This is a genomic window from Chryseobacterium sp. NG-CE01, assembly GCF_055695505.1.
Genome location: NZ_CM146369.1, coordinates 2,697,894 through 2,716,116, shown reverse-complemented (window position 1 = coordinate 2,716,116; position 18,223 = coordinate 2,697,894). Strand labels below are relative to the sequence as shown.

The 18,223-nt window shown below is 37.4% G+C and carries 15 protein-coding genes; 2 read left to right on the top strand and 13 right to left on the bottom strand.

Annotation, left to right across the window (positions count from 1 at the left end; all coding sequences use genetic code 11):
• Nucleotides 1-122: 122 nt before the first annotated feature.
• From ACYT6F_RS12670 to ACYT6F_RS12620, 11 genes are all read right to left on the bottom strand, one after another.
• Nucleotides 123-2,603, bottom strand: a complete 2,481-nt coding sequence (locus ACYT6F_RS12670) for a beta-mannosidase (RefSeq protein WP_472598029.1) — start codon at nt 2,601-2,603, stop codon at nt 123-125.
• Nucleotides 2,603-2,980: a GxxExxY protein gene (locus ACYT6F_RS12665; protein ID WP_472598028.1), complete on the bottom strand. Its 378-nt coding sequence runs from the start codon at nt 2,978-2,980 to the stop codon at nt 2,603-2,605. The genes ACYT6F_RS12670 and ACYT6F_RS12665 overlap by 1 nt, the downstream gene beginning before the upstream one ends.
• A 179-nt stretch (nt 2,981-3,159) precedes the next feature.
• Complete coding sequence (locus tag ACYT6F_RS12660) at nt 3,160-3,822, bottom strand: copper homeostasis protein CutC (RefSeq protein WP_472598027.1); 663 nt, start codon at nt 3,820-3,822, stop codon at nt 3,160-3,162.
• An 83-nt stretch (nt 3,823-3,905) separates the two neighbouring features.
• Nucleotides 3,906-4,901 (bottom strand): isoaspartyl peptidase/L-asparaginase family protein, encoded by a 996-nt coding sequence (locus ACYT6F_RS12655; protein WP_472598026.1) that lies wholly within the window; start codon nt 4,899-4,901, stop codon nt 3,906-3,908.
• Nucleotides 4,902-5,000: 99 nt separating this feature from the next.
• Nucleotides 5,001-5,483 (bottom strand): DUF6691 family protein, encoded by a 483-nt coding sequence (locus ACYT6F_RS12650; RefSeq protein WP_472598025.1) that lies wholly within the window; start codon nt 5,481-5,483, stop codon nt 5,001-5,003.
• A gap of 10 nt (nt 5,484-5,493) precedes the next feature.
• Nucleotides 5,494-6,057, bottom strand: a complete 564-nt coding sequence (locus ACYT6F_RS12645; protein ID WP_472598024.1) for a YeeE/YedE family protein — start codon at nt 6,055-6,057, stop codon at nt 5,494-5,496.
• Nucleotides 6,058-6,254: 197 nt separating this feature from the next.
• Nucleotides 6,255-7,661 (bottom strand): MBL fold metallo-hydrolase, encoded by a 1,407-nt coding sequence (locus tag ACYT6F_RS12640; protein ID WP_472598023.1) that lies wholly within the window; start codon nt 7,659-7,661, stop codon nt 6,255-6,257.
• Between the two features lie 1,447 nt (nt 7,662-9,108).
• Nucleotides 9,109-9,903: a sulfite exporter TauE/SafE family protein gene (locus ACYT6F_RS12635; RefSeq protein WP_472598022.1), complete on the bottom strand. Its 795-nt coding sequence runs from the start codon at nt 9,901-9,903 to the stop codon at nt 9,109-9,111.
• 260 nt (nt 9,904-10,163) lie between these two features.
• On the bottom strand, nt 10,164-10,796 hold the full coding sequence (locus ACYT6F_RS12630) for a Crp/Fnr family transcriptional regulator (protein ID WP_472598021.1): 633 nt from the start codon (nt 10,794-10,796) through the stop codon (nt 10,164-10,166).
• Nucleotides 10,797-10,812: 16 nt separating this feature from the next.
• Nucleotides 10,813-13,074, bottom strand: coding sequence for a family 20 glycosylhydrolase (locus ACYT6F_RS12625; protein WP_472598020.1), 2,262 nt, complete (start codon nt 13,072-13,074; stop codon nt 10,813-10,815).
• Between the two features lie 331 nt (nt 13,075-13,405).
• Nucleotides 13,406-14,059 carry a CoA transferase subunit B gene (locus ACYT6F_RS12620; RefSeq protein ID WP_472598019.1) on the bottom strand — a complete coding sequence of 218 codons (654 nt, stop codon included), beginning with the start codon at nt 14,057-14,059 and terminating at the stop codon, nt 13,406-13,408.
• 120 nt (nt 14,060-14,179) lie between these two features.
• Here ACYT6F_RS12620 and ACYT6F_RS12615 point away from each other — a divergent pair, with 120 nt between their 5' ends.
• Complete coding sequence (locus tag ACYT6F_RS12615) at nt 14,180-15,973, top strand: ABC transporter ATP-binding protein (RefSeq protein WP_472598018.1); 1,794 nt, start codon at nt 14,180-14,182, stop codon at nt 15,971-15,973.
• Nucleotides 15,974-16,251: 278 nt separating this feature from the next.
• Here ACYT6F_RS12615 and ACYT6F_RS12610 read toward each other — a convergent pair whose 3' ends face one another.
• The gene (locus ACYT6F_RS12610) at nt 16,252-16,953 is read right to left on the bottom strand and encodes a CoA transferase subunit A (protein ID WP_472598017.1); all 702 of its coding nucleotides are present in this window, start codon (nt 16,951-16,953) and stop codon (nt 16,252-16,254) included.
• A 131-nt stretch (nt 16,954-17,084) separates the two neighbouring features.
• Between ACYT6F_RS12610 and ACYT6F_RS12605 the strand changes: the two genes are divergently transcribed.
• Nucleotides 17,085-17,462 carry a DoxX family protein gene (locus ACYT6F_RS12605; RefSeq protein ID WP_472598016.1) on the top strand — a complete coding sequence of 126 codons (378 nt, stop codon included), beginning with the start codon at nt 17,085-17,087 and terminating at the stop codon, nt 17,460-17,462.
• Between the two features lie 286 nt (nt 17,463-17,748).
• On the opposite strand, the gene ACYT6F_RS12600 is transcribed toward ACYT6F_RS12605, so the two are convergent.
• On the bottom strand, nt 17,749-18,078 hold the full coding sequence (locus ACYT6F_RS12600; protein WP_472598015.1) for a T9SS type A sorting domain-containing protein: 330 nt from the start codon (nt 18,076-18,078) through the stop codon (nt 17,749-17,751).
• Nucleotides 18,079-18,223: the final 145 nt, after the last annotated feature.

Here is an 18,223-nt window from a genome sequence, read left to right as displayed (position 1 = left end):
AAAATATTTAAAGTGTAAAATTAATTGATTCTTTCGGGAACTGCAATCTTTGTTTAAACAACTTCTAAAGCTAAATCTTCAAGGTTTTTGAAACATTAAAGGTTATTTTGATGGAGTAAGTTTTAATTCATCGTATCCCACAAACTCATGATTTCAATTTTTTCCAAAGGCTTTGTAAGAGTAATTCTTTTCGAAGCTTTTGGAAGCAAATCGAAGAAATTGTCACTAAAGTGCGTATCTCCCATTAAATAGACATCTTTCGCTAAAACATCGGTAGAAACTTCAATTTCAGTCGGAGAAATTTTCCTGATTGTAAGATGGGGTTTTGGCAGTTTTAAATCTTTCGGTTTTGCAAAGAAATAGTTGGTCTCCGCAATTACTTTTTCATTTTTTCCTCTTAAAATTACATTTAAAAACAGCTCATTTTTATTGCCATCACCGACGAGTTCACTGATGGATGCAGAATCAAACTTTATATTTCCTTCCAAATTCTGTTTATTATCTGAAACTGCCGTAAGAATATTTTCACCTTTAAAATTGTTTACTTCAAACTCTAAGGTTACGTTTTCAATTGCATTCAATCCGTCATTAATTCCGTAAAAATTCAGAATTCCATCCTTCTCTTCCGTTAAAATCACCTGGTTTTCAAAACTTCTTTTCACCTGATAATGCAGCGCTTTCCAATTTCCTAAATAATCGACCGAAGACCATGAAACCACCGGCCAGCAATCGTTCAGCTGCCAATATAACGTTCCCATGTTGTAAGGTTTTGCACGGCGGTGCGCTTCAATAGCAATCTGCATTCCGCGGGCTTGAAGCAACTGGGAAATATAGTTGTATTTCACAAAGTCTTTCGGAATGTTATAATCCCGCTTCATATAATTTTCAATAATCTCCCAGCCTCTGGAATGTTTTTCGTGCGCTTTGATAATTCCATTTTGCAAATTCAGTTCAGGACTCCCTGAAAACATGGATTTTGTGGTTTCTAAAGTCGGCATTCCCTGAAAACCGTATTCGGAAGAGAAGCGCGGAACTTTTTCATTATACATTTCAAACGGCTGTTCGCCCCACCAGACGCCCCAGTAATGAGAGTCTCCTTCCGTTAAACTTTCCTTGTGGCCCCAGCCGATGGACGGTGAACTTGGCCAATAGATCCGTTTATCAGAAACCGCATATTTTTGAATGGCATTAGGAATTACTTCATGGAAAATGGTCTTATAATCTTTCCATACCTGAAGAGAATCTTCTTTGGAATATTTAAACTGCTTCTGGTATCCCCAATTGACTATTGCTTCATCAATTTCATTGTTTCCGCACCATAAAGCCAGGGAAGGATGATTCTGCAGCCGTTCTACCTGATCTTTTATTTCCCGTTCAACATTTTTCTGAAAGTTTTCGTCTGCAGGATAAAAGCTTCCCGCAAACATAAAATCCTGCCATACTAAAATGCCGTTTTCATCACAGGCTTTGTAGAATTCGTCATCTTCGTAAATTCCGCCGCCCCAGACACGGATCATGTTCATGTGGGCTTCTTTGCAGTCTTTGATGAGTTTCCGGTATTTTTCTTTGGTCATTCTTGGAGAAAAACTGTCGCCGGGAATCCAGTTGGTTCCTTTGGCGTACATTGGTTTTCCGTTTACTTTGAAATAAAAGGATTTTCCTTTTTCGTCTTTTTCCTGAATTAATTCAACCGTTCTTAGTCCGATGCGTTCAGATTTTTTATCAATCAGTTTATTATCTTTTTGCAGGGTAATTTCTATGTCATAAAGATTCGGGTTTCCCCATCCGTTCGGCTGCCATAAATTCGGTTTGTTAACAGTAAAAGGAATCAAAATCGTATTTTTTCCTTTTTTCAACCGGATTGTGTTGATTTTATTATTGATTAAAACTGAATATTTCCCTTCGTGATCTGCTGAAATTTCAGTATAAATATTTAATTCTGCTTTTTGCCTTGTTATCGTTTTTTGCTCAATTTTTATGTTTTCCAGTTTTGCCTGATTCCAGAAATTTAATTGTACATCTTTCCAGATTCCGGCAGTGACGAGTCTTGGTCCCCAGTCCCAACCAAACTGATACTGTGCTTTTCTTACAAAACTTCTTGGGGACTCCGGCATGGTAAACGGAACTTTTTCAGCCAACTGTTTCCCGGTATTTACTGCAGATCTGAATTTTACCTGTAAAATATTTTCACCTTTTTTTACATACTGCTTTACGGAAACTGTCCATTTTCTGAACATGTTATCTGTTGTCTGTATCAATTTTCCATTTAAATAAATTTCGGAAAAGGTATCCAATCCAAAAAATACCAAATCAATATTCTGATTGCTTAATTCCTTTTGAGAAATATTAAATTTTGTCTGATATTCCCAGTCTTCATTCTCTACCCATTGTACTTTTTTCTCGTTTTCATCTTTGAAGGGGTCAGGAATGACATTGTTCTTCATCAAATCCAAATGTACGGTTCCCGGGACCGAGGCGGTCAACCATTTATTTTCTTTAACATTTTTAAAGTTCCATTTTTCCGAGGATAAATTCCGTTCGGAAAACTGAGCGTTGATTAGAATTTGTATGAAAAGGAAGGAAAAAAGTATATTTTTTTTCATTATAATTTATTTACTATTCGATGGATGCCATCTTTAATAAGTGGTGTATTAAAGTTAATAAGAAGCCCTAATTTCAAATTTGTCAGTTTTAAATAGGTTAATACTTGAGAATAAAAAATAGGATGCATCTCTAAAACCGATTTAATTTCCACAATCACTTTATTTTCGACAATTAAATCAATTCTGTATGCTTTTTCAATAAATATTTCTTTATATTGGAGGGGTAAACAAACCTGTTTATCTACTTTAATTCCCATTTTTTTAATTTCGTAAAACAGTGCTGTTTCATAAGCGTTTTCCAATAAGCCTACTCCTAAATTTCGATGAACCTCTAAAGCTGCGCCTATAATTTTATAGGACAATTCGTTTTCTGTCATTTGTGTTTTGTTTTTAACGCAAAGATTATTTATAATATTCTCACAATTAAGGAGCAAAGAAGAATCAATAAATTGATTTTATTAAGCTAAAATTAAACGAGTAGCTTCATTAAGCGACTTTGTCACCATTCTTTGTTCCTTAAATATAATTCAAATTAATATAAGCTTTGCGTTTAATATTATTTATTTTTCAAGACAATTATCTCAGCAGCATTTGCTAACTCACCACCATCTGTAATCGCAGAAGAATGAAAATATCCTGCTTTAGTAAACTCGCGGATTTCTTCGATATTGGCAGAACGCAGTCCGCCCCCTACAAGTATTTCAATTCTGCCACCGGATAATTCCACTAGTTTTTTAAGGTTTTCTTTACCTTCCGCTACGTTGGGTTTTTGTCCGGAAGTAAGAATGGTTTTAAAACCGCAATCAATTACTTTTTCAAGGGAATTTTCCAAATCTTTGGCGCGGTCGAAGGCACGGTGAAAAGTACAGGGATAAGAGTTTGCCAGGTAAATCAGGATTTTATTGCGTTCAATATCAATTTCATCATTATCATCCAAAATTCCGAATACGAAGCCATCAACGTTTAAAGATTTTAATTGGATTAAATCCGATTTCATCTGCTCAAATTCTTCATCCGAATATGTGAAATCTCCGCCACGGGGACGGATCATCACAAATATCGGAATCTTGATTTTTTCGCGAAGCTGTTTTGTTATTTCAAAGTCCGGTGTGGTTCCGCCTTCGCTTAATCCGTCGCACAGTTCTATTCTGTCTGCGCCGTTTTCAAAAGCGATTATTGCCGATTCGGGATTAAAGCATGCTATTTCTATTTTTGACATTTATATTATTTAATTTAGGCTAAAGCCAATGGATTTTTTATTTTGAAAAAACGGGCTAAAGCCCGTTCCTATTGATCTCTACATTATTTCAGGGCAAAATCAGGTTTTTCAAGGCGGTTGCCTTTTTGGCCGTACACGGCAAAATTAAACCCATCCTGAATGCAGTATGAACCATATTCTCCTTTTTTATTAATGGCAATAAAACCTACTTGGATGTCCTTCAGATTTTTATTTCTTCTTTTCGTAATCTGTACAATTCTTTCCACGGCTTCTTTACAGGCCTGCTGTGGTGTTCTCCCCTGTCTCATCAGTTCTACCACCAAATGAGTTCCCACGGTTCGGATCACTTCTTCGCCATGACCTGTCGCCGTAGCTGCCCCAACTTCATTATCGACAAAAAGACCTGCCCCGATGATTGGTGAATCTCCTACTCTTCCATGCATTTTAAAAGCCATTCCGCTGGTGGTGCATGCTCCTGAGAGATTTCCGTTAGCGTCCATCGCAATCATTCCTATCGTGTCGTGATTTTCAATATTGACAATCGGCTGGTATTTGCTGTCTTTCAGCCATTCTTTCCATTCTTTTTCGGATTCGGGAGTGAGAATATTTTCTTTTTTAAATCCCTGTGAAACCGCAAACTGTAAGGCCCCGTCTCCTACCAGCATTACGTGAGGTGTTTTTTCCATCACTGCTCTTGCCACAGAGATCGGGTTTTTAATATGTTCAAGACAGGCCACAGAACCGATATTGTAGTTTTCATCCATGATGCAGGCGTCTAAAGTTACCCTTCCGTCTCTGTCTGGGCGGCCTCCGTAACCAACGCTTCTCTCATTCGGGTCATCCTCTACCATGCGAACCCCTTTTTCTACGGCGTCCAAAGCCCTTCCTCCTTTTCCGAGGATTTTCCAGGCTTCTTCATTGGCTTTTAAACCAAAATTCCATGTGGAAAGAACGATGGGTTTATTAATTACGGTATTGTTGTTTTCCGGAAGATCTTTGGCAAGCAGATCCAATGGATTTACTGCTAAAACTAGGGAAGCGATTGCCGATTTTTTCAGAAACTTTCTTCTACTTTGCATACTCAGATTTATTTGGCTCCAAATTAAGGATTTTTCGCATTTGCAGGAAATAAAAAAAGCGGCAGATTTTCTACCGCTCAGCATGAGTTTTATTGAAAATTAATGAGGTAATTTTTCCCTGAAATATCCATACACCCAGGTTCCGAAAATGGCACTTATTAAAGTAATAATAATGACCAAAGCTCCTGTTCCGATCTGGGCAAAAAGCGGTCCCGGACAAGCTCCTGTAATTGCCCAGCCAAATCCGAAGATCAATCCTCCGTAAATTTGTCCTTTATTGAATTTCTTCGGAGCAATGGAAATTTTTTCACCATAAATGGTTTTGATATTAAATTTTTTAATAATAAATACGGATATCATCCCCGTTACAACAGCACTTCCTATAATTCCGTACATGTGAAAAGACTGTAAGCGGAACATTTCCTGAATCCTGAACCAGCTGATGACTTCTGCCTTCACGAAAACAATTCCAAAGAGAATTCCTACGATGAGATACTTTAAGTGGTGATACCATTGATGCTGGAGATGACTTTCGTTGGTACAGATGCTGTCCTGATGCCGTATATCTTGTTCTTTTTTCATTTTTATTTAATTAAAGTGAAAGAATAATTGGCAGAATCACATTCGCCATTAAAAACCCTCCTGCCATAAAACATATTGTTGCAATAAGGGATGGCCACTGTAAATTAGACAGTCCCATAATGGCGTGTCCGCTGGTACATCCGCCGGCGTACCGTGTTCCGAAACCCACCAGAAATCCACCAACGACCATCACGATGAAACCTTTTAGAGTGAAAAGACCGGCAAAATTCATGAGCTGTACCGGAACCATATTGCTGTAGTCTGTAATTCCGTAAGTTGCTAATTCGGATTTCAAGGCAGAATTAACAGAAACCTCTCCCGGACTGATTAAAAACTGAGAAGCGATAATGCCGCCCAATAAAATCCCAAAGACGAAAAATAAGTTCCAGAGTTCTTTTTTCCAGTCGTATTTGAAGAAGCTGATATTTGAAGGAATACATGCTGCACAGACATGTCTCAGCGATGAACTGATCCCGAAAGATTTGTTGCCCAAAATTAATAAGGCAGGAACCGTAAGACCTATTAAAGGTCCTGCAATATACCACGGCCACGGTTCTTTTATGATTTCTAACATTGATGATTGTATTAAACTTTTATATTCGGATTAATTATTAATTTGATTTAAAACCGCAAAAGAAACAGAAAACGGTATTGATTTTTTACCTAGACTAAAAGCTTCCAAAAGCAAATAATTTTTAAACATTATGCTATTTTTCGTTGACTATTTACTTAACAGATAAATATTTTGTGTCTTTTGCGGTTCAGATTACTTTAAACTTTACTCTGACAAACAAAATCACTTACCGGAACTTCAGTCTGGGAAATCGCACTGAACCCGCCTCCGATTTCGGTGAAGTTTCTGTAACCTCTCGCCTGAAGAATACTTGCTGCCATCATACTGCGGTAGCCTCCCGCACAGTGCAGATAAAAGTGTTCTGCCGGATCGACTGAACTGATCCATTCATTGATGTATGCCAAAGGTTTATTAAATGCCTGATCGACATGTTCCGCATTGTACTCGCTTTCTTTTCGCACATCAATAATTTTTGCTCCTTTATTTTTAATTTCTTTTTCAAATTGTTGTGCTGAAATTCTATTGACGGAATCTGTTTCCTTTTTGGTATTTTTCCACGCTTCAAAACCACCTTTCAGAAATCCGAGAACGTTGTCGAAACCAACCCTGCTTAAACGGATAACAGTTTCTTCCTCTTCGCCTTCGTTCGTAATAAGGAGAATCGGCTGTTGCACATCTACAATCAACGCTCCGACCCAGGGTGCAAAATCGCCCTTCAGACCGATATTGATGGATTGCGGAACAAATCCTCGTACGAAATCTTCATTATTTCTTACATCTAAAATTAACGCTCCTGACTGTTCTGCCATTTCTTCAAATTCATCGGGAGAAAGAGCCTGTAAACCTTTTGACAGGACCTCATCAAAACTGTTGTAGCCTTTTTTATTCATGGCTACGTTCATTCCGAAGTAAGCCGGAGGCGGAAGAAGGCCTTCTGTTACTGCTTTTATAAAGCTTTCTTTATCCTTCTGGTTCAGCGCATAATTGGTTTTCTTTTGATTCCCCAATGAATCTGTCGTTTCTTTCTGCATATTTTTTCCGCAGGCTGAACCCGCTCCGTGAGCCGGATAAACGGTAATGTCATCATCTAAAGGTAAGATTTTGTTGTACAGGCTTTCATATAACAACCCGGCTAGTTCTTCCTGTGTCATATTTGCTGCTTTCTGTGCTAAATCTGGTCGGCCAACATCTCCTAAAAACAAAGTATCCCCGCTGAAAAGAGCTGTTTCCTTTCCTTTTTCATCAATCAGCAGAAAAGATGAACTTTCAAGGGTATGACCAGGAGTATGCAGCACTTTTATTTTAATATTTCCTACTTCAAAAACCTGATTGTCTTCTGCAATGATGGCTTCAAATTCAGGTTTTGCGGTCGGCCCGTAAACAATCGGTGCATTTGTTTTTCTGCTCAAATCAAGATGTCCGCTTACAAAATCTGCGTGAAAGTGCGTTTCAAAAATATATTTAAGTTTAACATTGTCTTTTTCCAGCCGGTCAATGTAAGGCTGTGTTTCTCTCAATGGGTCTACAATTGCTGCTTCACCATTAGAAACAATATAATATGCTCCCTGCGCAAGACATCCTGTATAAATCTGTTCTATTTTCATTTTTTTGATGATTTTAAATTTTAATTATTTTATTGATACAAATTTCCAGGTTTGGGATTTGGCGTACAGCTACTTTTGTTACAGAACGGGATTTTTTAAACATGAAGTTCGCTGGTTCCGCAGATGAAGCGAATGTATTTGAATGTTTTTACTTTATCATGAGATTGTTATGCGGGAAGCTTCTTGATATTCTTATATATTTTAACGCAAAGGGCGCAAAGAGTTTTTGAATACTAAACGTTTTTAAGGGCACAAAGGCGTTTCACTCAACTAAGAGCGCGAAGAATTGTTTTTTAACCACTTATTGCATTTAAAATAAACGAGCATATCGTTAATTTGCGTATAGTGTGTTAGGCTAAAAGCTTTTATTTATCGTGATTGTCATGCTGGAATCATCTTGATATCGTTATATATTTTGAACGCGAAGTACGCAAAGACTTTTTGACTACCAACTGTTTTAGGTTCGCAAAGGCGTTCTACTTAGCCAAGTCCGCAAAGTGAAATTACTACAGAAAGTAAACTAAATTTAATTCTCGCTGATGACGCAGATGACGCAGATTTATTTAAAAGTTTCTATTTTATCAGGAGATTGTCATGCTGAAAGCATCTTGATATCGTTATATATTTTTAACGCAAAGGACGCAAAGATTTTTTTGGCTACTAACTGTTTTTTGTAAGTTCGCAAAGGTGTTTCACTCAGCTAAGAGCGCAAAGATATAAAATGCTACAGAAAACTAGTTAGATTTATTCTCACGTGGATTTCACGGATAACGCAGATTTTTTTAACCTATACTTATCAGGAGATTGTCATGCTGAAGTATCTTGATTTCGAAATGTTTTTTAAACGCAAAGCGCACAAAGGTTTTTTTGAATACTAAACGTTTTTAAGGGCGCGAAGGCGTTTCACTAAATTAAGATCGCGAAGATATGAAATGCTACAGAAAGCTAGATTTTATTCTCCTGCTGATTTTACGGATGATGCAGATTTTTAACGCAAAGACCGCTAAGATTTTTTGAATACCAAACGTTTTTAAGGGCGCAAAGGCGTTTCACTCAGATAAGAGCGCAAAGAATTTTGGAAAGTAATGTAGTTTAATTTCTCTCGCGGATTTTACGGATGATGCAGATTTTTGTAAATATTTACTTTATCAGGTGATTGTCATGCTGGAAGCATCTTGATATCGTAATGCTTTTTAACGCAAAGATCGCAAAGAGTTTTTGACTACTAAACGTTTTTAAGGTCGCAAAGACGTTCTACTTAGCCAAGTCCGCAAAGTGAAATTATTACAAAAAGTAAAGTAATTTAATTCTCTCAGATTCCACGGAATCTCTCGCAGCCCGACCTGAGTGGAGCTCTTTTTGTGGAGTGCAGCGAAACAAAAAGCTGGAAACCTTCGATAAACTCAGGATAAATTACAGGTGGAAATAGCTGCCATAACAAATAAAATTAAAAGAAAACCTCTCTTATGATGATATAAATTCCCATCACCAGAATGAACCAGCCAAAAGCAGGCTTAAGTTTTCTGCCATCGATTTTTTTGGATAACTGTGAGCCAATAATGATGCCTACAATGGCAATGGAAGAAATGGTTGTCAACAATTTCCAGTCGACTGCTACATTGTTTATTGAAGAAAAAAATCCGATCAGCGAATTGAGAGATATAATAACCAGTGATGTTCCGATGGCAACTTTCATGGGAGTTTTGAGAAGGTTGACGAGTGCGGGAATAATCATAAATCCGCCTCCTGCTCCAACTAAACCGGTCAGAATCCCGACAATTGAGCCTTCTCCGGCTGCCAAAAGCGTGCTATTCTTTTGAAAATCCTGGTTTTTAATCTGAGATTCGGTGCTTTTCCGTATCATTTTGTAGGAAGCGACAATCATTAAACCTGCAAAAACCAACAACAGCAGGATATCTTTCGTTATTAAAAAATCACTGATCCTAAATACGTTATCGGGAATTAAGGGTAAAATATAATTTCGAGTAAGAAAAATGGAGATTATGGAAGGAATCCCGAAAACGAAAGCTGTTTTAAGATTTACCAACCCTTTTTTGAAGTATGAAACCGAACCTACAATACTGCTTATTCCGACAATAAAAAGTGAATATTCTGTTGCAAGAAAGGCGTCTAACCCAAAAAGATAGACTAACACGGGAACGGTGAGAATGCTTCCTCCGCCACCGATTAATCCTAATGAAATACCTATTAAAACTGAAGCGATATATCCAAAAATTTCCATTTTCTCAACTTTATGATGCAAAATTGAATATATCGGAAAAGATGTACAGTTACTTTTGTTACAGAAGGTTTTTTTTAACGCAAAGGCTGGGAAGATTTTTTTTGACTACTCAATGTTTTTAATTTCGCAAAGCTACTTCGACAAGCTCAGCATAAACTTTTCACTTAGATAAGCACGCAAAGAGATTCATGGAAGTACATTAAATGCTGAACTACGTTTGTAAACTTTCATATTGCACTCAGCAAAGCCGCTAAAAAGTTTTAAATGTCTTCCAAAATGGTAATTTTATTTCTTCCAAGCTGAAGCTTACCTGCATCTTCCAGCTGTTTCAATAGTCGGGAGACGACTACTCTAGCGGTTCCGAGTTCATTGGCAAGTTGTTCGTGTGTAATAATTATTGTTTTTGAATGAAGAATTTCAGATTTTTTATGGAGAAGATTCAGCAGCCGTTCATCCACTTTTTTGAAAGCGATGGCGTTGATAATATCCAGAAGTTCTTCAAAACGCTTATGATATAGCCTGAAAATATAATCCAGCCATTCCGGATATTCTTTGATGAACAAAGAAACTTTGTCTATAGGCAGAAAAAGAATTTCGGTATCTTCTTCCACTTCGGCTTTTACAATGCTTTTTTCGTTGTGCATGCCGCCCAGAAAAGACATGATACAGCTTTCTCCGGCTTTGATGTAATACAGAAGAATTTCGCGGCCGTCTTCTTCCGTCCGAATGACTTTCAGCATCCCCTTCATCACGATCGGAATTGAACGAATGGACGAATTTTCATCCAAAATAATATCGCCTTCCTGATATGTCTTCGTGATGCCATACTGATAGAGCTTTTCTACCAGTTCAGGTGAAGAAGTAAATTCTGAAGAAAGAACCGAATCCTGCATAATAAAATTTCTAAGGCTAATTTACACCAATTTCGTCAACAAAAAGCCATGCTTTGGAATCTGCACCCGGATTTCCTGGCGGAATAATTCCTGCATTTTCTATGTTAAATTTAATATATTTTGAATTCTGATCTCCTACTTTCAGCCTGATTTTACCTTTTGCTGAAAGGATTTCATCTTTTGCGATTTCTTTAATGAGTTTAAAATCCGTTCCGTTGTCTGAAACGAAAATCTGAGCAGATTTTGCGAAATGGATCCAGCTTCCTTTGTTGTCTAAAGTATTAAAGTACACCTCTGAAAACTGAGTTTTCTGTCCGAAATCAATCGTAGCCACAACATCTTTTCCCGGGAAACCAAGCCATGTTTTTCCCAATTGCTTCTGATTTCCGATAATTCCGTCAACTAAAGTGAAAGCACCTCCGAATGAATAATTTTCGCTTGGCTGTTCTTCTAAAATGATTTTTTTTCCTGTTGTTTTTGATATGGTGAAATCTTGTGAAGATACCGCGCTTTTCAGTTTTCCGTTTTCGAAATAGGCCGATATTATGGTCATTGATTTTGAAACAGGTATGGGATTTTTATAGTTCTCAGAGCTTGCTGAAGGATTTTTTCCGTCCAATGTATATCTTATTCCGTCCGGATTTTGAGAGGTCGAAAGCTCGTAAGCAACGCCATTTTCAGAAGGAATTACTTTACCAGAAACATTATAAATGCTTTTTGCGTAATTCACACCTAATTTATCAAGATTTTTAAATTCATGAATTACTCTTCCTTCAAATTCTTTATAATTTTTAGGGTCGGCCGTTCCCCAGCCTACTTCTGAAAGCGCCAGTAATCTCGGGAAAATCATGTATTGAACCTGTTTAAAATCAAGAATATATTCCGTCCATAAATTTGCCTGAACGCCTAAGATATATTTCGACTGTTCTGCATTCAGTTCTTCCGGAATTGGATTGTAAGAATACACTTTATCTAAAGGGGTAAACCCTCCAAAAGCATTCGGCTCCGTTGCAGGATCTCCCTGATAATGATCGAAATAGCAATAAGATCCGGGGGTCATTACTGCAAAATGCCCTGTATTTGCAGCTTCTACACCGCCTTTTATGCCTGTCCAGCTCATGACAGCAGCATTTGGAGCTAAACCGCCTTCCAGGATTTCGTCCCAGCCAATGATTTTTCTTCCTTTTGAATTGACATATTTTTCAATTCTGTGAATAAAATAGCTTTGAAGACCGTGTTCATCTTTCAGATTATTTTTTCTGATTAACTCCTGGCAATGCGGGCATTCTTTCCATCTTGTTTTCGGGCATTCATCGCCACCAATGTGGATATATTGTGAAGGAAAAAGCTGAATTACTTCATCCAGTACATTTTCTAAAAATTTGAAAGTTTCGTCTTTCGGGCAGAAAACATCATCGAAAACACCCCATTTCGTTGCCGGCTCAAAAGGTCCTTTTGTACAGGCCAATTCAGGATAAGCTGAAAGTGCAGCTAAAGCATGACCCGGCATTTCAATTTCGGGAACTACGGTAATATGTCTTTCCTGAGCATATTTTACCACTTCTTTGATCTGATCCTGGGTGTAAAAATAAGGTCCGTAAGGCTTTCGGTCAAACGTATTATCAACATAGGCTCCGATCATCGATTCCTTTCTTTTTGAACCGATCTGTGTTAATTTCGGGTATTTTTTGATTTCAATTCTCCATCCCTGATCGTCGGTTAAATGCCAGTGAAACGTATTCAGTTTGTACATGGCCAGATAATCGATATACTGTTTCACCTCATCAACCGTAAAGAAGTGTCGGCAGACGTCAAGGTGCATTCCGCGCCAGGCGAATTTTGGTTCATCCTCAATTTTCATTGCCGGAATTTTTCCCGAATCTGTATATTGTTCTATTAATTGTATTAATGTCTGGAGCGCCAGAAAATAGCCGCGGTCTGTTACAGATTTAATCTGAATATATTTTGGCGAAATTTCTAATATGTATTTTTCTTTATCTTGCTCGGTAATTAAAGGAGTTGCGGGAATTGAAGAATTCTCAAGCTGAATTCCTCCTCCTTTTACTCTATTTTCAAATTTTAAAACTGGACTCAATCGTTTTTTTAAATAATCTGTTTCTTTTTGAGGAAGATTTCCACTTAATATAAAAGTTTCAGGGATAACGAATTCTCCTTTCTGAAATTCAACCTTCTGCGGATATGGAATCAGCTGAAGTTTATTTTGCGAAAAAGCCACTCCTGAAAAGAAAAGAAGAACAAGTAAGAAAGCGCGTATCATGCAATTTTTAGGTTTTTGCTAAGATACTTATTTTCTGAAATTTAATCTGTTATTTAATTTATTATTTCTTTTGTCTTGAAACAAAAGAAACAAAAATTCAAGACTTGGAACTCTCCGCTAAAAATTAAAATTTAATCCTAAAATTCCCAAAACTTGCGCGAATCGAAATTTGTTCTTCGTTTCAATTTGTATCGCGCTTCGAACAGTGGGAATTTCTTAACGGATTAATTTTAATTTTCTTAACGCTGCGATTTCCTATGTCAGTTTTTATTATGAGATGTTAAAATTATTTCGATAAAAAAACCTTGCCGGCGACAAGGTTTGTATTTATTTAAAACTGCATTTCAGGAATTTCACCTTCTATAATAAGTTCCGCCTCTGTTGATTTTATGATATGCTCTACGGAAACTCCCGGAGCTCTTTCAATAAGTCTGAAACCTTCAGGCGTAACATCCAGTACGGCCAATTCGGTGACTACTCTTTTTACACAGTTTACTCCTGTCAAAGGAAGCGTACATTTTTTCAGGATTTTACTTTCTCCAGCTTTGTTCACGTGCATCATAGCAACGATAATATTTTCAGCAGAAGCTACGAGATCCATTGCACCGCCCATTCCTTTTACCATTTTTCCAGGGATTTTCCAGTTGGCGATATCTCCGTTTTCTGCAACTTCCATGGCACCAAGAATGGTAAGGTCAACTTTTTTGCTTCTGATCATCCCGAAACTGAAAGCAGAATCAAAGAATGAACCTCCGTCCAGAATGGTAATGGTCTGCTTTCCGGCGTTAATGATGTCTGCATCTTCTTCACCTTCATATGGAAACGGTCCCATTCCCAGCACTCCGTTTTCACTCTGGAATTCTACATTGAGATTTTCCGAAACGTAATTGGCCACCAGGGTAGGAATCCCGATTCCGAGGTTTACGTAGTATCTGTCTTTAACTTCTCTGGAAATTCTTTGTGCAATTTGTTCTTTCGTTAGCATAGCTTAATCTTATCCCGCCAAATTAGCCATTTTTACGGAATTACAAAATACTTTCTTTCTTATCCTATGATAAATTTTGAATGTCAATTTGTTGTAAATTTGTACGCTTTAATTTTACCGATGAAAATTTTATTACACTATCTTAAACCTTACAAATGGCTGATTATTATTTCGCTGTTTTTAGCCGCTGTAAATCAGGTTTTTTCTTTGTTTGCTCCTGCTATTACAGGGAATATATTAGACAGACTTGTTACCCACCCCAATTTTTTCGATAAAGAGAAGACGCTTCCTAGAAACATGAATGAATATCTTTACGGAACTGATATTTATCATGGTGTTTTCTATTTTTTAGGGCTGTTGGTCGGTACCGCCATGATAAGCCGTATCGCTAAAGCATTCCAGGATTATGTCGTGAATGTGATCATTCAGAAGTTTGGTGCAAAAATATTTACTGACGGGCTGAAGCATTCGATGAGACTGCCGTTTCAGGAATTTGAAGATCAGAGGAGCGGTGAGACGCTTTCAATTTTAACAAAAGTTCGGGAAGACTCCGTAAAATTTATCAATAATTTCGTCAATGTATTCTTCGGAATTCTGGTAAGCATTATTTTCGTGTCGGTGTATGCCATTCGTCTGCACTGGTCTATTATGCCGGTATACGTAGTAGGAATTATCTTTATTGCAGTGGTAACTAATTTACTGAGCAAAAAAATCAAAACCATACAGAAAAATATTGTTACGGAAACCACCAATCTGGCGGGAAGCACCACCGAAAGTCTCAGAAATATCGAGATTGTAAAAAGCCTGGGATTGACCAATCAGGAAGTTGAACGTCTGAATAACAATACTTATAAAATCCTTAATCTGGAACTTAGAAAAGTAAAAAGCATCCGTTCTCTGAGCTTTGTACAGGGAACTCTGGTTAACTTTTTACAGCAAATGATCACCTTTACGCTTTTATTATTGATTTTTAAAAATATTGTAACTCCAGGACAGTATTTATCATTGATGTTTTACGGATTCTTTATTTTCGGACCGATGCAGGAAATCGGAAACATCATTATTTCCTATCGGGAGGCACAGGCATCGCTTAATAATTTCGACCGGGTGATGAAGAAAGAAGTTGAGCCTAAACCGTTAACTCCTAAGAAAATCGGGGCTATTGAAGATCTTGAATTTCAGAACGTTTCTTTTCAGCATCAGACTGCTCATTACAAAGCCCTGAATTCAATTTCGTTTAAAGTAAAAAACGGGGAAACAATTGCTTTCGTTGGACCAAGCGGTTCCGGAAAAAGTACTTTGGTAAAACTTCTTGTAGGATTATACAGGCCGCAGGAAGGCTCTATTCTATATAATAATATTGACGGAAAGGAATTTGATTTTGATGAACTGAGAAACCAGATCGGTTTTGTGACCCAGGACACGCAGCTTTTTGCAGGAACCATAAAAGAGAATCTTTTGTTTGTAAATCCTTCCGCAACAGAAGAAGATTTGCAGTTGGCATTAAAAAAATCGAGTTGCACAAATCTTTTAGAACGTGCAGAAAACGGAATTGAAACCGTAATTGGAGAAGGAGGTTTAAAATTAAGCGGCGGTGAGAAGCAGCGAATTGCCATTGCGAGAGCCTTATTAAGAAAACCGCATTTACTGATTTTTGATGAGGCGACTTCTGCTTTAGACAGTATTACGGAGGAAGAAATTACCACTACCATTAAAGAAATTTCCAGGGAGAAGGAACAAATTACCGTTCTTATTGCCCACAGATTAAGCACTATTATGCATGCAGACAGAATTTTCGTTCTGGAGCGTGGACAGGTTGTAGAAACCGGATCGCACCTCAACCTTATCGAAGAAAAGGGACTGTATTATGCAATGTGGAGACAGCAGATTGGAGAAAGGAAAACTTTGGTATAGATGAGATGGAAGTTTATATGATTGTGAGATTCTTCACTTTGTTCAGAATGACAATTAGGCTTTATAAATAAAATAAATTACCCCGAAAGTTGATTTCGGGGTATATTTTTAGAAAAATTTAAAAAATTCTTTAAGTTTAATATTTACCGCAAAAGAAGCAAAAGATTTAGATATATCTTTAAATAAGCGACCAAAAGCCTTAAAAATCTTTGATTTTTGTTGAAAGCTGTATGTAAATTCTTTTGTGATTAACTTAATAAGCTTACATTAACATCAAATTAATCTCTTTTTCTAACGGTTCTCTGTTCGATTCTTTTTTCAAACTTTTCTCCCTGGAAAATTCGTTGGATCATGATCCCCGGGATATGAATCTGGTTCGGATCCAGTTGTCCGGGTTCTACCAGCTCTTCTACTTCAGCAATTGTAATTTTTCCTGCACCGGCCATGGGATGGTTAAAATTTCTTGCAGAGCCTTTAAAAATAAGGTTTCCTGCATGATCGCCTTTCCATGCTTTGACGATTGAAAAATCTGCTTCAAAGGCATATTCCAGGATATGAGGTTTCCCTTTGAAATCTTTCACTTCTTTTCCTTCCGCGACTTCAGTACCGAAGCCTGCAGGCGTATAAAAAGCAGGAATTCCGGCCTGTGCTGCTCTGCATTTTTCTGCCAGTGTTCCCTGTGGTGTCAGCTCCACTTCCAGTTCTCCTGAAAGCATCTGTCTTTCAAATTCTGCATTTTCTCCTACATATGAAGAAATCATTTTTTTGATCTGCCTTTTTTTCAGAAGCAATCCCAATCCGAAATCGTCTACCCCGGCGTTGTTTGAAATACAGGTTAAGTCTTTTACATCACTTTCTACCAAAGCATTAATTGAGTTTTCAGGAATACCGCAAAGTCCGAATCCACCCAACATCAACGTCATTCCATCTTTAATTCCCTCGATGGCTTCCTTTGCATTTTTTACTCTTTTATCTATCATGAAATATTAGATTTTCTGTTGGCTTAAATTTAATACTTTTTCTCATATATCCAGACGTTCCGGATATTTTGATTTTTTTCATGGTCTGAATTTTGGTTACTGTTAATCATCACGTCACAAAATATTATCATATGGAAACGAAAAACATTTCAAGGGTTGCGCTTGGCGCATTTCTTATCACCGCAGGAATCGGACATCTTACTTTTGCAAGAAAAGAATTTCAGGCGCAGGTTCCGGAATGGGTTCCTCTGGAAAAAGATGACACCGTTGTATATTCCGGAATTGCCGAAATAGCATTGGGAACGGCGGTAATTGTTACACCCAAAAAGTACAGGAAGACAATGGGTAAAATTGTAGCGGGCTTTTTTGCAGCCGTACTTCCCGGAAATATTGCCCAGTATAAAAACAGACGCGATTCCTTCGGATTAAATACCGATAATCAAAGATTTGCTAGGCTTTTTATGCAAGCTCCTTTAATAGCTTGGGCGCTGAAATCTACTGATGAATAAATATAAAAATCGGCAAAAATTAAAATTTTTGCCGATTTTTTTAATGTAAAATTGATTTATTTTATTATTCATTGGATTTGCATCCAATGCTAGTTTAGTTCGTCCCTTCGGGACTCTTTATTGTATATTTCTTTTAACCTGACCAATTATTTTTATTCATTGGACTTACGTCCAATGCTGTTTTAGGTCGTCCCTTCGGGACTCTTTTTATTGAATTTCTCTCAAATTAATTTTTTTTTATTGGACTTACGTCCAATGCTGGTCTAGGTCGTCCCTTCGGGACTCTTTACTGGATGATTAATTTTAACGTAAATAATTTTCTGGTATGTACTTTTACAAAATATACGCCTTTCGGAAGGTTTTCATTTACTAAAGAGAAACGCTGGTTGTTGATATTCTTTGATTCATAAAGAAGATCTCCATTTGCCGACAGCAATTCTATTTTTTCGATAGGATAATCACTTTTAATAAAGGTCGGTTCTCCCGGTTTTGTAGGATTCGGATATAAGACTACGTTTTTTTCAGTGCTTTTTGTTTCGGCCGTACCCAGCGTTGAACCGGTTACCTGAAACTGTACCCTGTTAGATACTTCGGTATACGAATCATTGGTAAACATCACCATATAATAATTTCCCGGCGTTGTTGGAACTGCTGTTCCCTGAATGGTTTTTGTACCCTGGGTAATTCCGTCAAAATATGTATAAGAAATAAAATTATCATCCGGAACGGTAATATTCTGAGGATAAATTCCCAGCCAGTCT